Below are 15071 nucleotides of genomic sequence, written 5' to 3'. Positions count from 1 at the left end.
TACAATTGATTTTAAACCCACCACATTTCTGTTAGTGGCTCCTCAATCAATACTTGTTGAAGATTACTTACAGCTTTGGAGAAGCCTTCTTCTACAGACATCAGTCCATCCTCATGCTCAATACTAACTACATAATCATAACCGACTAAACGAAGAGCACTTATAATATCAGCCCAAGTCTTAAGATCATGTCCAAAGCCAACCGAACGGAATTGCCATGCACGGTCAAGCATCTTGGTATAGGATTGCATATCTGTTAAGCCATGCATATTAACATTAACCGGATCAATAACAGTATCTTTAGCATGGAAATGATGGATCGCACCTTGGCGGCCCAAAATATGAATCGCCTGTACCGGATCAATTCCTTGCCACCACATATGACTCGGATCAAGGTTAGCTCCGATAACCTCACCCGCAGCTTCTCTCAAGCGCAGAAGAGTACCCGGTGTGTGGACGGAGAATCCGCCATGGAGCTCAAGACCGACTTTCACATCGTGCTCTGCGGCAAAAGCTCCCCATTCGGTCCAGTAAGGAATCACTTTATTCTCCCATTGCCAATCCAGAATCTCTTGATAATCATTTGGCCATGGAGCTACCGGCCAGTTCGGGTACTTGGCACCCTCATGATCACCTGGACATCCAGAAAACGTATTAACGACTGGAATGCCTAGTTTCTGCGCCAATTTGACCGAGTTCACAAAGTCCTCATGATCCTTCTGAGCAAGCTCTTTTTGTGGGTGTAGCGGATTTCCGTGACAGCTCAGTGCACTGATCGTCAATCCACGGGATTCCACAGCATGTTTAAATTCTTTCAATGCTGTCTCATTCTCGAGAAGCATCTTAGGATTGCAGTGACTGTTACCAGGATTACCCCCTGTACCAATCTCTACCGCCTTAAGTCCTTTGGACACTACATAATCAAGAGCATCCTCCAGCTTACGACCGCCAAACAAGACCATAAATACTCCAAGTTTCAATGTAAGTCACCTCTTTTGCAAATACTTTACTTACCTTCACCATACATATCGAAGTCTTTCAGCACTTGATTCTTCTCAGCAGATTCAAAAATAGCCTCAATCAAATTCTGAACACGCATTACTTCGGCATTCTTAACGATTGGTTCGGCTGTACCCTCAATTACGGCTGCGAAATTGTCATAGAAGCTAGAACCTATATCGGCTGGTTGAGGTAAAGCTTCTGTAATGGTAGCCCCTTCAGAAGGAGGTGCCATCGTTTTAGTTAATCCAACACCTGCACGAATAGGCTTAGGTTCGATCTTTTCACCTTCAGTGTTTCTAGTGACTAAACGACCTGTTAAAGACCAATCCTCGATAATGCCCGTGCCTTCAATACCCTTCACATACCATCTAGGCAATGTGATGAAGTTGGTTGTACCAACCTCAACGATAGCTTTTATCCCATTTTCAAATTGTAGGATGGCTTCAAAACCATCATCTACATCATTACCTAGAATAAAGCTCAGGCTGCTGCTCACACTGGTAACTTTGCTGTCGATCATAAATAAAAGCTGGTCCAATAAATGAACGCCCCAATCCAGCAGCATACCTCCACCTTGTGCCTTGACATGACGCCAGTCCCCAGGAATACCATTCGCTCCATGTACACGGGATTCAATCTGGAACAACGAGCCGATTGTCTCTTGATCATACATTTTCTTGATCGTTAAGAAATCTTCATCCCAACGTCTATTCTGGTGAACCATGAACACACGTCCTGCTGCATCCGCAGCGGCCAGCATTTCTTGAAGCTCTTCCTTCGACATAGCCACCGGCTTCTCACAAATAACATGTTTTCCGGCTTGGAGCGCACGTACTGCAATTTCTTTGTGCACATCATTTGGTGTAGCAATAAGAACGATCTCAACTGAAGGATCTGCTAATACTTCTTCATAACTTTCAAATACCTTGTAGCCAGCTTTGATGGAGTCCGTACGACGTGCTTCAAGCAAGTCGTATGTTCCTACCACTTCTAAGGAATTATTCTCCTTAATTAATTCTGCGTGATATTTCCCCATTCCTCCAAAGCCAACGATGACTACGGAATGTATGTTTGAGCTCATGACTTCCACTCCTGATTCTCTATTAATTATCTGATGTGCCGTCAAAATACACAGCGCGACCTGTACGTGAAGATTCATAAATAGCTTCCAAGATTTGAGTAACAACGAGGGCCTGCTCAGGTTTAACTACAGGTTCCTTGTCTTCTCTAACCGCCTCAAGCCACAAGCGAGCTTCACGATCAGATTCATTTTCCTGTCCTCCATCAAAGAACGCTACTCCACCAGCAGACAAGTCTACTTTGGTCTCATACAGACGTCCACCACGGTCACCGTTTAGGCGCAGACCATCCTTCATATCTGCACCACCTTCTGTACCTGCAAGAAGCGTTTGAGCTTCTCGATACTCAGATACATTTAGTGCCCAGCTGGATTCAAGTACAATTGTAGCACCATTTTCCATGGTAATAAATCCAAAAGCAGAATCTTCTACCTTAAATTGCTCAGGATCCCAAGGACCAAAGGCATTTCCAGCGTTCTTTCGGTTACTCAGCTTATGGAAAGACGAGCCCATAACACTGCGTGGTTTATAATTATCCATCATCCATAAAGTAAGATCAAGTGCATGCGTACCGATATCGATCAGTGGGCCGCCGCCTTGCTTTTCTTCATCCAGGAACACGCCCCAAGTAGGAACCGCACGACGACGAAGGGCAATTGCTTTTGCATAATAGATATCACCTAGTTCGCCGTTTTCGCAGAGTGCTTTAAGGTATTCACTATCCGAACGATAACGGTTCTGGTAAGCGACAGACAACTTCATCCCCGTACGCTTCGCAGCGTCCAACATTTCTTGTGCTTGGGCAGTGGTTTTAGCCATTGGTTTCTCGCACATTACATGGTTACCTGCTTCCAATGCAGCAATAGTAATCACGGAGTGACTGTCATTCGGTGTGCAAACATGAACAATATCAAAACCGCCAGCTTTCAATAGCTCGGTGTAATCTGTGTAAACAGCAGCACCCTCAGCACCATAGGTCTTAGCTGCTTCCTGAGCACGTTCTTCAACGATATCGCAGAAAGCTACCATTTCAGCATCCTTTTGACGTGACAAACTTGGCATATGTTTTCCATTTGCGATCCCACCGCAACCTACAATAGCAATTCTCAACTTATTAGACATGAACTTTTCCTCCTTGATTTGCGTATGCTTTTACCCATTTCAAACTATCTTCTACACTTTCTAATGGTGAACGACTGCAGAAATCCTGTTCTACTACCGCCCACTCCACATTTGCCTGAACAGCTGCATCTAAAATTGCAGTAAGGTTCACTTCACCTTCACCTAGTACAACCGTTTCCGGTGAACCGTCTTCGTGTTTCTTCAGATCCTTCAGATGGATGATCGGCAGTCGACCTGCGTACTTGTTGATATATTCAACCGCATCATAGCCCGCATGATGTACCCAGCAAGTATCCATTTCCACTTGTAGCAGATCAGCCGGCACCTCTTCAAACAATCCATCAAAAGCAGTTCGGTCGCTATCCCCATATTTATCCGTTAATTCGAAATCATGATTGTGATACAGAAGAACCGCTCCGCCCGCTTTGCATTTTTCTCCAATAATCTTCAGGTTCGCGGCAACTTCTTCATAGTTACGTTGTTCTTCTGACAGATAAGGAACAATCAAATGAGGATTTCCAATCTCAAGATTGTAAGAAATCTCTGCTTCTGTATCATTCAACAATGCGTCATAAGGACGATGTGCGCCGAGCGCGACCAATCCAAGCTCATTTAGCAATTGTTTAACTTCTGCTGCAGTACGACCGAAAAAGTGAAAAAACTCTACACCTTTATATCCAAGGGCTGCTACCTTGCGCAGTGTTCCTTCGAAATCCTGTTCCAGTTCTTCTCTAAGTGTGTACAATTGCAGACCTATCTTCAGCATGTTCTAATCACTCCAATGGGTTTAGGGTTAGCTTACTAATTCGTTTAAACTTCTTTCCGCTGCTCGTCCCCAAAGAGATCAATAGCAGCAATCACTTGAACAATAATGCTGTTGCAGAATTGACTAATCTGATTCCCATTAGTTTCCTTTAACTGCCATTCTTGTTTGCATAGCTAATATCGACTCCGTATAGCGTAGATGGTCGATTTCTTTCTTTATTGCTTAGGTACATAGTAATATGAAAGCGTATATAATAAAATGAATAATATGATTAAAACATGAACAATCTGATTATCATTTCTGAACATCAAGGAGGAACCATGACTCAATCAACTACCTGTCACGTATTATCCGCCGGATTTTCTTTTCACCGCAAACCTTTTCATATGTCTCACAGTCATGGAAATCAGAACTATTTAATTCGTCTGCAAACAGAGGGTCGAAGCAGAGCAATGATCGACGGTGTGATGACTCCAGTGGAGAGCGGCGATATCATGCTCTTCGCTCCTAATGATCCTTATTATTTAATCATTGATAAGGAAGAGTATCCTGTAGGTAAGCCGCGGATTGAAAGCGGAGATTATCATATTTTTTGTGAAGGAACATGGATTGCTGAATGGTGGGAACGTGCTCAGAGACCCTCACTCTTAAGTGTGCCTTTAAGTGAGAATTTTCTCGGCTTGTTTCGCCAGCTGATTCTTGAGCATAGACGTCTTTCGGATTTCTCACCAGCGATATCTGCCTGTTATTTACAAATCCTATGTATGGAAATCGACCGCCTCATTACAGATCAGCCAGCCATTTCACCAAAAGGTTACCTAGCTTACCGCATGAAGCAATATGTAGAGGAACATGCAACCTTGCCTTTTCTCTTAGAGGATGTTGCAGCGCATGTAGATATATCTGTCTCCCGTGCCGTTCATTTGTTTAAGGAAGCCTTCGGTACCAGCATTATTAAATATGTAAATGATGTCCGGTTAGAGATGGCAAGAGAACGAATAACCTTCAGTCCAATGCCGCTGGAGCAAGTAGCAGAAACCTGTGGTTTTGCAAATTACACTTATTTTCACCGCGTATTCCGAAGTCGATTCGGCATGTCTCCTAGACAGTACCGTGTACACAGCAGAGCACAAGTATGATTAAAGATACGCCGCATAAATGAAAACAGGGCTGTCCCTTTAGTAGATAAACTACTTCAGGCATAGCCCTTGCTTCAATACTCATACAAAACTCTGGTTGGTGAGATTATTGTTTTTCAGCTGAAATAATTAGGAACATTGGTCTTCGATCCTCGTCCTTCATCCACGGATCGTTTTTCATTTCTTCTGAAGGCTTAGGCTCTCTAACTGCTTTGATAGCAAACCCGGCTTCAATCAAGTCATTGAAATAGGTTGAGATGGTGCGGTGATACTTAATCACATTTTCTGTTAAGAAAGTGGTCTCACGCAATCCCTCAGACTGATAATGATCGACAGGCCAATGTAGACGTTTTCCTTGGTCATCCACATACCAGTCTTGTTCATTTCGAGAAGTAAAGATGGGATGTTCCACTGAAAATATAAAACTGCCGCCTGACTTTAGGTAAGGATGTACCTTTCGGCAAATAGCTTCAAAGGACTCGATATAATGAAAGGCCAGTGAACTAATGACCACATCAAATTGTTCGCTCGCAAAATCAATATCCTCAATCGGCATCTGGATATAAGAGATTGCTGGGTCGTTTGTTTTTTCACGCGCTTCTTGAAGCATTTTTTCAGAGATATCTACGCCAATGACTGAACTTGCCTGCTGCTCACGTGCATACAAACAGTGCCAGCCAAATCCGCAGCCTAAATCAAGAACACTTTTATTATGTAAATCTGGGAGGAGTGACTTTAGTACATGCCATTCTCCTGCGGCTTCAAGTCCCCCAATGGAACGTGGCATTTGCTTATACGCTGAGAAGAAATTCGTATCGTCATATTTGTTTTGTTTCATTAGTTACATATCTCCTATCCATCTATGTCTTCTATCAGTATATTCTTAGTTACATCACCTTATCAAATTGCCAAATGAAAAGGAGCATCATCTTGGAAGATCCGCTCCTTGTGTTTATTCTTATTCAGTTGCTGTTGCTTGCTCGGCGTTAATCGTACATGCTGTGAAATGGCGCCATAATCCCCATTGGATCTTCGACTTTGAGCTGCGCACCAGGTGCCTGAGCGCTCTGCCTTTAACAAGGCTTTTTGTGTTTTGGTTCGTGCCATGTGGCACCACTCTCCTATTCATTAGTGAACTGTAAGACAACTATATTTTAACATAATTCAGACTATGAGCGCAGCCGGAATTCCGTTACAATGAGATCACTGCTAGTGTTCTAACTTATTTAAATAGATTCGGAGGTTTTAGTGATGAGATATGATGTTTTGTACGAAGGTGCATTTGCAATGCTGAAGGTATATCTAGATCCAGGCGAAAGCGTTAAAGCTGAAATGGGCGCTATGGTTGCAATGTCTCCCAACGTCGAATTAAAAGGAACCGCTGATGGCGGAGTTATGCGAGGTCTGGGAAGAATGCTCAGCGGAGAAAAATTCTTCTTCCAGGAGCTCAGAGCTATCCGTGGTCAAAGTGAGGTACTACTGTCTCCTGGATCATTGGGTGATATCCAAGCTATCGAATTAGATGGTTCATATAAGTTGTTAGTTCAAAAGGATGGTTTCTTAGCCGGAACGGAAGGCATTCAAGTCAATACCAAAATGCAAAATTTAACGCGCGGTCTCTTCTCTGGTGAAGGCTTTTTCATTGTAGAAATCAGTGGTAGAGGAACTGTATTCCTGTCCTCCTTCGGAGCCATCCACGCCATTAACTTAGCACCTGGTGAAGAGATGATTATCGACAATGGGCATCTTGTCGCTTGGCCAGATTATATGGACTACAAGGTAGAAAAAGCAGCCTCTGGCTGGTTAAACAGTTTAACCAGTGGTGAAGCGCTTGTCTGCCGATTCCGCGGAGAAGGTGTGATCCTCGTGCAAAGCCGTAACCCTGGAAGCTTTGGAACATGGATTAAATCCTTCGTGCCCACACGAAGCTAATAAAAATGACATAGCCTTTCCCATAAGTAGGATCTCCTTAACTGATTAAAACGCAACGTAGCGCTTCTCCGTTTTTTAAGAAGCGCTGTTTGCGTGCAAATTAAGGAATATCTCCCTATAAATCAACTGATTTGTTGTGACATATAGATATTTTGCCGATTTATAGGGAGGATTTCCCCATTTCCATTCATATCACTTTCCGAAAAAGAAGCTGCCCCCTAAGCAGTATTTACTACTTCTGAGACAGCTTCTTCTTTTAGTTAGATAGCGGCTTAAGAGACCGCTTTGTTTGCTTTTTCTTTTTTGCAGCCTGTTCGTTTACATGTGCCATAAGTACCTTTGAAATCAAGACGGTGATCCGTGACGTTAAAGCCATATTCACGTTCCACTCTTTTCTCCAGCTCCACCAGCCAGTCATCCTTAATTTCCTCCAACTTGCCGCACACGCTGCATATCAAATGATGATGCATGTGGGAATGATCGCTCCCGCGCAGATCGTATCGAGCAACTCCATCTCCGAAATTCATCTTTTCAACAATGTGAAGCTCGCATAAGAGCTCGAGTGTACGGTATACCGTTGCCAGACCTAAATGCGGATAGCTGTTCTTAACAAGCATATATACTTCTTCTACACTAAGATGATCTTTCTCATTGTCGAGCAATATTTTCACTATAGCTTCACGCTGGGGCGTTAATTTATACTTTTGCGCCGCAAACAGCTGACTGATATTTGAAATTTGATCCATTTGATCTCCTACCTTCCCGGAATGATTTAACATCCGTATCCACTGAGACGCACCCATTTATGCATCAAAATATTAAACGTAAATAGTAATCGTTACGATATAATCATATCAAAAATAATCACGAATGAATAGAGCCTGACATCATTATAACATTCTAGCTCTCTTATCCAAAGTTCTTTCATTCATTCCTGCCTATTTTTCTGCCAAATTCTACTTTTTCGTGAAATTATATAGGTTTGACCGCAACCTTTCCATATTTTTCTGCGTTTAATTATTTGATAGCGGCCACGAGGCCTATCCATACAACGAGGTGAAATGACCATGAATATGAAAAAAAGAACGTTAGCCGCGATTACAACTGTTACCATTCTCTCCTTCTCTTTGGGTGGCCAAATATTTGCAGCCGGAAATACCTTTAAGGATATTGATAACATAAACGGTAAAGAAAAGATCATTTCTTTAAAGAATCAAGGCTTAATTAAAGGGGTTAGTGAATCCCAATTCATGCCTAGCTCCAAAGTAACAACAGCTCAAGGAATTCAATTCATCTCAGGGGGTCTCCAGCTTAGTCTCGCGGCCATTGATTTCAACAAAGCTCCTATTGCCAGCGGCTTGTTCACTAAAGTCAAAGATAAAGCATGGTATGCTGAAGCTTTTATCAATGCTTACTACAACCATGTCGAGCTTCCCAAAGATATTGACCCTACCAAAACAATGACCAAAGAAGAGTTCACTAATTACTTAGTACAAGGAGTCGAAGGCATTGGTAATCTGCCAATGATAAATATTGTGCCAGTAGATATCACTGACGATACTGCGCTCAACCCTTCCTATCAAGGCAGTGTTCAACGATCGCTTAAATACAAGATCAATAGCTTAGACGCTAACGGGAAGTTTAATCCGAAGAGCGAAATTACGCGTGCCGAAGCTGCCATTATGCTCTATAACGCTTTGGAATTTCTTAAGACCGGTATTAAATCCTAATCAATTCGCGGCACTTCACTGATCTGAATGATGTATACGAAAAAGCAGCCCAGGTATAAACCTGAACTGCTTTTTTTTGCGTGTTGATCTTCTTCTATCCTTCTTCACCACTAATTCTATTCAGAAATTGCAGCGCACGGGGATGTTTCGGGTGCTCAAGAACTTCTTGCGGAGTCCCTTGCTCCAGAATATAGCCTCCATCCATCAGAATGATCCGGTCAGCCACATCGGCAGCAAATTTCATTTCATGAGTCACAATCACCATTGTCATTCCTTCTGCTGCCAACTGTTTAATAACTTTAAGCACTTCCCCCACCAACTCAGGATCGAGCGCCGAGGTAGGTTCATCGAACAATAGCACCTCTGGATCTACTGCCATAGCACGAGCGATGGCAACCCGTTGCTGCTGGCCACCTGACAGTTGGTGCGGATAAGCATCCGCTTTGTCTGCCAAACCTACTTTACCTAACAACTGAAGGGCACGTCCGCGTGCTTCATCCTTGGATCGTTTCTGGACAGTCACTTGTCCCTCCATCACATTGCCAAGTGCCGTCATATGCGGAAAAAGATTATAGGATTGAAAGACCATGCCTGTTTTTTGACGTAACGCCAAAATGGACTTCTGCGGTATTTTCTTGTTTTCCGAGAAATTAATTTTAATATCGCTGAGTGATAAGCTTCCTTGATCAGGGACTTCAAGTAGATTAAAACAGCGTAAAAGCGTTGTTTTGCCAGAGCCAGATGGACCTATAATGACCAGAACCTTACCAAGTTCCATCCTGAGATCAAGACCCTTTAATACCTGCAGCTCACCGAAGGATTTATGCAAATTAAGTATTTCAATCATCATAGTCCCTCCTTTAGCTCGCAGAGAAACGACTCAGTCGTTTCTCCAAGTAATTTTGCAGTGCTGACAACACTGAGCAAAATAGTAAGTAGAACAACCCTGCTTCGCAGTAGATCAACAGTGGCTCATAGGTGGTGGAAGCAACCTGCTGTGCTGTTCTGAACATCTCCGTATAGGTAATAGTCGCTGCCAGAGAAGTGTCTTTGACCAAGCTAATAAAGGAATTCGATAACGGCGGTACAGAGACACGGGCAGCTTGTGGAAGAATAATGCGTCGAAGCGCTTGCGCTCGAGTCATCCCAACGGAGAAGGCCGCTTCCCACTGACCTTTATGTATCGACAGGATAGCAGCACGTACAATTTCAGATGAATAAGCCCCAACACTAAGTGTAAACCCAATGGTCGCGGCTATAAATGGGTCTAGTACAATCCCAACTGCAGGCAAACCATAGAAAATAATAAATAATTGTACTAACAAAGGAGTTCCGCGAATGACCCATACATAAAAACGAGCGATTAGCATCGGAAGTACCCATGGGGAGAGACGAGCCAGTGCAGTCAAAATCGCTATTATCAGTCCCAGTACAAAGGATATCAATGCTAAAGGAATGGTAAAAGCCACCCCCGCTTTTAGCAGGGGTAGCAGTGAATCTAAGAAAATTTGTATTTTTCGGTCATCCATTTTCAGACATCCTTTTTAGCTCCAGGCTAGTTTAGCTTCTGAAACCTTGAATTATTTTGAAACGTCAGCACCAAAGTATTTCTCAGAAATCTTTAAATAAGTTCCATCGCTCTTCATTTCAATAATTGCATCACTAACTGCTTTTACCAAGTCGTCGTTTCCTTTTAGGAATACAGCGGCACTTTCCGAACCATTAGGAATCTCATCCACCACTTTAATTTTCACATCAGGCTTCTGCTTTTTCAGGTCCAGATAAGACAATCCATCATTTACCGTTGCATCAATGCGGCCTGAGGTCAGTAAATCCACCGCTTGATTGAAGCCGTCTACAGCAACGATTTCAGCGCCGTTCTCACGAGCGATTTCGGATAGATTACTGGTCAGAGATTGTCCTGATTTTTTACCCTTAAGATCCGCAAATGCTTTAATATCCTCATTGTTTTCACTCACAATCAATACCGCTTTAGATACGATGTATGGCTCAGAGAAATCATATTTCGCTTTACGCTCTTCATTAATGGATACTTCGTTAAAAATAACATCAAACCGCTTAGCGTCCAATCCGGCAAAGAGACCGTCCCACTGTGTCTCAGAAAATTCAGGGTCAGCACCGAGACGCTTTGCTACTTCCTCAGCAATTTCTACGTCAAAACCAGTCAGTTTTCCCGATGCATCGTGATACGTAAAGGGTGCATAGGTTCCTTCGGTTCCTATCCGTAATTTGCCGCTCGCTTTAACAGCTTCCAAGCTATTTTTCGCAGTTGCAGCAGTTCCGCCATTCGTTCCAGCTGAAGAGTTGTTGGAAGTATCGGTATTCGAATTATTGCCGCACCCCGCTACAAACACCACGGTTAACACCAATAGAATAGTTAAACTGAGTTTTTTCATTATAGAATCCCCTCTCTTTACCCTTATATTGCCCATTCTTATAATAATTCTTCATAAGATCCTCTCTTTACATCTCAGAAAGTTATGGTATATTTATAAACAAATTAAATATGGACCTGTTATTTCACTAGGGGAGTCGGCCGACTGAGACGGAGCTTTATGCTTCGGACCCTTGGAACCTGATCTGGATCATACCAGCGGAGGGAAGTGGAGCAGAATTTTCATCCCATGCATTTTTTAGTGTTCCTATGCAGAATGAATTTTTTGACCCATTTGTTTCCCTCCGGAAATGAATGGGTCTTTATTTATTTACTTTCAATTACAAAACTTAGGCATATGCTTCCGTTGCCAGTTTTGTACGAAGTTCCTCAAGTAGCTATGCTATACAAAACTTAGGCATATGCTTCCGAAGCAAGTTTTGTACGAAGTTCCTCAAGAAGCTATGCTATACAAAACTTTTAGGAGGTTCTATCATCACGACAATCCTATCCATTCAAGACTTAGCCTACTCTTTTCCTGAGTCTAAACAGCTCCCTGTATTTGCAAACTTAACCATGGATATTAAGCAAGGTGAGTTTGTCGCTGTTATCGGGGCTAGCGGATGCGGAAAAAGTACGCTTTTCAAAACCATAGCAGGCTTGCTAGAACCCACTCATGGAAAAATAATGATTCATTCGGGTCGGCCAGCGGCATCTAATCGCTTAGGTCAGATCGCATACATGCCGCAGCAGGATTTGCTATTACCGTGGAGAACGGTGCTCGACAACTGCCTTTTACCCTGGGAAATTAAGCCAAGGTCCACTAAACAACAGACAATTTCACACATTCGAGACCTGCTGTCACGCTTCGGTTTAGGTGATGTTGAGAAGGCATACCCTCATGAGCTATCCGGTGGTATGAAACAGCGGGTCGCATTTCTTCGCACGCTAGTGTCTGGCGGCGGTGGAAGTCTTATGCTGCTAGATGAACCGTTTGGAGCGCTCGACGCTATGACCAAACGTGAGATACACCGCTGGTTGTTAGAGCTTTGGGATGAACTGAATCAAACAGTGATGCTCATCACCCATGATCTCGAAGAAGCACTATTACTAAGCGATCGGATTTATTTAATGTCTGGAGGCGCACATAGCGAATTACAGGAGATCGTTGTTGATTTGCCGAGGCCAAGACATTACAAAATGAACTATGAACCCCGTTTTATAGCATTGCGGGAAGAGTTGGAGCGGAGACTGTATGCAGCCCATACCTTTTAAAAAACAACTAGACAATTATGGCCCCTTCATTTTACTAGTGTTGTTCGTTGTTGCGATCTGGGAATCTGCTGTTCGTCTTTACTGGATTCCAGCTTTTATCCTCCCTGCTCCTTCAGCAATAGGTATCGCATTGATCGAGCATAGGCAATTACTCGGACAGCATTTATTGGCAACGCTGCAGGAAATATTAGTAGGTTTTGTACTTTCGGTTATCTGTGGTGCATTGCTGGGTACTGGAATGTTCTTATTTCGACCGCTTGAAAAGGCCATCTATCCTTTCCTTATTATCAGTCAGACGATCCCATTAATTGCGCTATCCCCCATTTTTATTATGTGGTTCGGATATACGCTGTGGAGCAAAGTCGCTGTAGTTTTTCTAACTGCTTTTTTTCCAGTCGTTGTGAGTACATATGATGGGCTTCGTACAAGTGGTCAGGCATATAAGGATCTATTATTAACCTTTAGTGCAAACCGCTGGCAACTGCTTACAAAAACACAAATCCCGCTGGCGCTGCCCTCTTTTTTCTCAGGACTAAAGCTATCCATTGTGTACTGTGTAATTGGAGCAACCATCGGCGAATGGCTCGGCGGCAGCAAAGGACTCGGTTACTTTAGCCGAAGAATGGCTGGAAATATGCAAAGTGACGAAATGTTCGCCGCAGTATTTCTGTTGTCCGCGCTCGGTGTAATGCTATTTCTGATGATAGCTCTGCTAGAAGCATTATTTTTAAAGAAAAGAGGATCTAATCGATGAATACTTTAATCATTCAAAAAAAATGGCTTTTACCCTTATATCTCATCTGTTTTGTCCTAATCTTAAGCAGCTGCGGAAATACATCCAAAGTAAGTAATGCTTCAAATAGCGAAAACAAACAAACGCACAAGCTGACAATCATGCTCGATTGGTATCCCAACGCCGTTCACTCATTTTTATATGCGGCTGAGCAAAATGGTTATTTCCATGAGGAAGGTCTGGATGTAGAGATCCAAATGCCGGCAGACACCAATGATGCACTAAAGCTTGTAGCAGCGAATCAAGTTGATTTAGCACTTAGTTATCAGCCTCAGGTGCTTATGGCACGTAGTGAAAAGATTCCAGTACGTTCGATTGCAGCGATTGTAAGGCATCCGCTTAATCATTTAATGGTGCCTCATTCCGGAGATATCCAAAGTCCTAAAGACCTTACAGGTAAACAAATTGGGTATTCTTCCATCCCACTTTATGAAGCCATGATTCGTACAATGATCCAGAGCGACGGGGGTGACCCCAACGCCAGTAAACTAATTGATGTAGGCTTCGACCTTATTCCAGCAATTGCGACCGGGCAGGTAGATGCCATTATGGGCGGGTTCATTAACCACGAACAATTAATTCTCGAAAAAGAAGGGCATCCCGTTCACTCGTTTAATCCCACAGACTTCGGAGTACCCGATTATTACGAGCTAGTCCTTGTCGCCAGTGAGCAAGGGGTACAAAATTCCGAGTCCTACTTCAAAAAGTTTCTAAGCGCCATTACAAAAGGACAACAATTTGTCCAGGAAAATCCGGAAAACGCGTTAAAGTTACTGCTTGCACACGAAGATGCGACCTCTCCACTAGATAAGGAAATAGAAGAAAAGAGCTTGCAGATTCTTCTGCCTCTAATGAATGCAGGTGACCAAAATTTTGGTTATCAAGAGCCAGCGTCTTGGGAAAAGGTACGACAGTGGCTATCCGACAATGATTTACTGTCTAACGACATCAAGGCAGAGGATGCTTTTATCAATCTTTAACCATTAGCTATTTGCTCATTAAACTTGAGGAGGAAATATCATGAGTTATCTATCCAAAGTACGGGAATCCAATCCACTGGTCCACAATATAACCAATATCGTCGTAGCCAACTTCTCAGCAAACGGGCTTTTGGCGCTCGGTGCCTCCCCCTTTATGGCGGATGCTCACGAAGAAGTGGTGGATATCGCCGCATTTTCAGCTGCAGTGGTACTAAATATCGGCACACTGAATGACTATGCCATTCAATCCATGGTGCTCGCAGGACAATCTGCGAATAAGCACGGGGTTCCCTTAGTTCTTGATCCAGTAGGTGCGGGAGCAACTTCATATCGAACAGCTGTCACTCAAAAGCTAGTGAATGAGATGCAAATTACCGCACTACGTGGGAATGTGGCTGAAGTTGCCAATGTTATTGGTGAAAGCTGGTCTATTAAAGGGGTGGATGCAGGCGAAGGGGATGGCGATGTAGTCGTCTTAGCTGAGACTGCCGCGCGGAAGTTAGGTTGTGTAGTGATCATCACCGGAAAAGACGATGTTATCACCAATGGAGTTAACACCTACATTACTAGCAACGGTCACCCTATTCTAACGAAAGTAACGGGAACCGGATGTCTGCTCAGTGCAGTAGTCGGGGCATTTCTAGCGGTAAGTGAAGGGGCATCTCTTGCAGCCGCAGTGGAAGCCATCTCATTCTATGGAGTAGCTGCTGAGATTTCCGCTGAACTAACTACTGGCAAAGGTCCGGGGAGCTTTCAAATGGAGTTTCTCAATCAATTGAGTTTGGTCACACCTGAAACGTATAAAGAGAAATCAATAATCAAGCAACTCAGATAACGACATACAAAGGAGTGAACGTA

At 43.3% G+C, this 15071-nt stretch carries 17 protein-coding genes and 1 riboswitch; of the genes, 7 read left to right on the top strand and 10 right to left on the bottom strand.

Features of this window, described 5'->3' with window-relative positions; translation table 11 throughout:
* Positions 1-11: 11 nt before the first annotated feature.
* Genes ACN6MV_RS12890 through ACN6MV_RS12875 form a run of 4 tightly spaced genes read right to left on the bottom strand, consistent with a single transcriptional unit; the run spans position 12 to position 3969 of the window.
* The gene (locus ACN6MV_RS12890; RefSeq protein WP_042127036.1) at positions 12-980 is read right to left on the bottom strand and encodes a sugar phosphate isomerase/epimerase family protein; all 969 of its coding nucleotides are present in this window, start codon (positions 978-980) and stop codon (positions 12-14) included.
* Positions 981-1006: 26 nt separating this feature from the next.
* Positions 1007-2083: a Gfo/Idh/MocA family protein gene (locus ACN6MV_RS12885; RefSeq protein WP_042127034.1), complete on the bottom strand. Its 1077-nt coding sequence runs from the start codon at positions 2081-2083 to the stop codon at positions 1007-1009.
* Between the two features lie 22 nt (positions 2084-2105).
* A complete protein-coding gene (locus ACN6MV_RS12880) occupies positions 2106-3203 on the bottom strand; it encodes a Gfo/Idh/MocA family protein (RefSeq protein WP_042127033.1) in 1098 nt (365 codons plus the stop codon).
* Positions 3196-3969, bottom strand: a complete 774-nt coding sequence (locus tag ACN6MV_RS12875; RefSeq protein ID WP_042127031.1) for a sugar phosphate isomerase/epimerase family protein — start codon at positions 3967-3969, stop codon at positions 3196-3198. The genes ACN6MV_RS12880 and ACN6MV_RS12875 overlap by 8 nt, the downstream gene beginning before the upstream one ends.
* A gap of 320 nt (positions 3970-4289) precedes the next feature.
* Here ACN6MV_RS12875 and ACN6MV_RS12870 point away from each other — a divergent pair, with 320 nt between their 5' ends.
* Positions 4290-5108 carry an AraC family transcriptional regulator gene (locus ACN6MV_RS12870; protein ID WP_042127028.1) on the top strand — a complete coding sequence of 273 codons (819 nt, stop codon included), beginning with the start codon at positions 4290-4292 and terminating at the stop codon, positions 5106-5108.
* A gap of 106 nt (positions 5109-5214) precedes the next feature.
* On the opposite strand, the gene ACN6MV_RS12865 is transcribed toward ACN6MV_RS12870, so the two are convergent.
* Together ACN6MV_RS12865 and ACN6MV_RS12860 are read right to left on the bottom strand one after the other, a co-directional pair.
* Entirely contained in the window at positions 5215-5946 is a 732-nt protein-coding gene (locus tag ACN6MV_RS12865; RefSeq protein WP_419886490.1) for a class I SAM-dependent methyltransferase, read from the bottom strand.
* 62 nt (positions 5947-6008) lie between these two features.
* Positions 6009-6215, bottom strand: coding sequence for a hypothetical protein (locus ACN6MV_RS12860; protein WP_042127025.1), 207 nt, complete (start codon positions 6213-6215; stop codon positions 6009-6011).
* A gap of 144 nt (positions 6216-6359) precedes the next feature.
* On the opposite strand from ACN6MV_RS12860, the gene ACN6MV_RS12855 reads away from it, so the two are divergent.
* Positions 6360-7040 carry a TIGR00266 family protein gene (locus ACN6MV_RS12855; RefSeq protein ID WP_042127023.1) on the top strand — a complete coding sequence of 227 codons (681 nt, stop codon included), beginning with the start codon at positions 6360-6362 and terminating at the stop codon, positions 7038-7040.
* A gap of 272 nt (positions 7041-7312) precedes the next feature.
* On the opposite strand, the gene ACN6MV_RS12850 is transcribed toward ACN6MV_RS12855, so the two are convergent.
* Positions 7313-7786, bottom strand: coding sequence for a Fur family transcriptional regulator (locus tag ACN6MV_RS12850; RefSeq protein ID WP_419886489.1), 474 nt, complete (start codon positions 7784-7786; stop codon positions 7313-7315).
* A 321-nt stretch (positions 7787-8107) separates the two neighbouring features.
* Between ACN6MV_RS12850 and ACN6MV_RS12845 the strand changes: the two genes are divergently transcribed.
* Positions 8108-8770, top strand: a complete 663-nt coding sequence (locus ACN6MV_RS12845) for an S-layer homology domain-containing protein (protein ID WP_042127019.1) — start codon at positions 8108-8110, stop codon at positions 8768-8770.
* Between the two features lie 94 nt (positions 8771-8864).
* Here ACN6MV_RS12845 and ACN6MV_RS12840 read toward each other — a convergent pair whose 3' ends face one another.
* Genes ACN6MV_RS12840 through ACN6MV_RS12830 form a run of 3 tightly spaced genes read right to left on the bottom strand, consistent with a single transcriptional unit; the run spans position 8865 to position 11187 of the window.
* Entirely contained in the window at positions 8865-9617 is a 753-nt protein-coding gene (locus tag ACN6MV_RS12840) for an amino acid ABC transporter ATP-binding protein (RefSeq protein ID WP_375105389.1), read from the bottom strand.
* Between the two features lie 13 nt (positions 9618-9630).
* Positions 9631-10299 (bottom strand): amino acid ABC transporter permease, encoded by a 669-nt coding sequence (locus tag ACN6MV_RS12835; RefSeq protein WP_042127015.1) that lies wholly within the window; start codon positions 10297-10299, stop codon positions 9631-9633.
* 51 nt (positions 10300-10350) lie between these two features.
* Positions 10351-11187: an amino acid ABC transporter substrate-binding protein gene (locus ACN6MV_RS12830; RefSeq protein WP_076117550.1), complete on the bottom strand. Its 837-nt coding sequence runs from the start codon at positions 11185-11187 to the stop codon at positions 10351-10353.
* 119 nt (positions 11188-11306) lie between these two features.
* A riboswitch (TPP riboswitch) is annotated at positions 11307-11410 on the top strand.
* A 331-nt stretch (positions 11411-11741) separates the two neighbouring features.
* Between ACN6MV_RS12830 and ACN6MV_RS12825 the strand changes: the two genes are divergently transcribed.
* From ACN6MV_RS12825 to thiM, 4 genes are read left to right on the top strand one after another with little or no spacing between them, the layout of a single operon-like run.
* A complete protein-coding gene (locus tag ACN6MV_RS12825) occupies positions 11742-12440 on the top strand; it encodes an ABC transporter ATP-binding protein (RefSeq protein WP_197069778.1) in 699 nt (232 codons plus the stop codon).
* On the top strand, positions 12421-13194 hold the full coding sequence (locus ACN6MV_RS12820; RefSeq protein WP_042127010.1) for an ABC transporter permease: 774 nt from the start codon (positions 12421-12423) through the stop codon (positions 13192-13194). The genes ACN6MV_RS12825 and ACN6MV_RS12820 overlap by 20 nt, the downstream gene beginning before the upstream one ends.
* A complete protein-coding gene (locus tag ACN6MV_RS12815; RefSeq protein ID WP_419886488.1) occupies positions 13191-14213 on the top strand; it encodes an ABC transporter substrate-binding protein in 1023 nt (340 codons plus the stop codon). The genes ACN6MV_RS12820 and ACN6MV_RS12815 overlap by 4 nt, the downstream gene beginning before the upstream one ends.
* Positions 14214-14253: 40 nt before the next feature.
* Complete coding sequence (gene thiM / locus ACN6MV_RS12810; RefSeq protein ID WP_076117553.1) at positions 14254-15048, top strand: hydroxyethylthiazole kinase; 795 nt, start codon at positions 14254-14256, stop codon at positions 15046-15048.
* Positions 15049-15071: the final 23 nt, after the last annotated feature.

It is taken from the genome of Paenibacillus sp. B-A-8 (assembly GCF_048572915.1).
Taxonomy (GTDB): domain Bacteria; phylum Bacillota; class Bacilli; order Paenibacillales; family Paenibacillaceae; genus Paenibacillus_AQ.
Note: the sequence above shows the minus strand (reverse complement) of the source record. Positions and strands in the feature narration are given on the sequence as shown.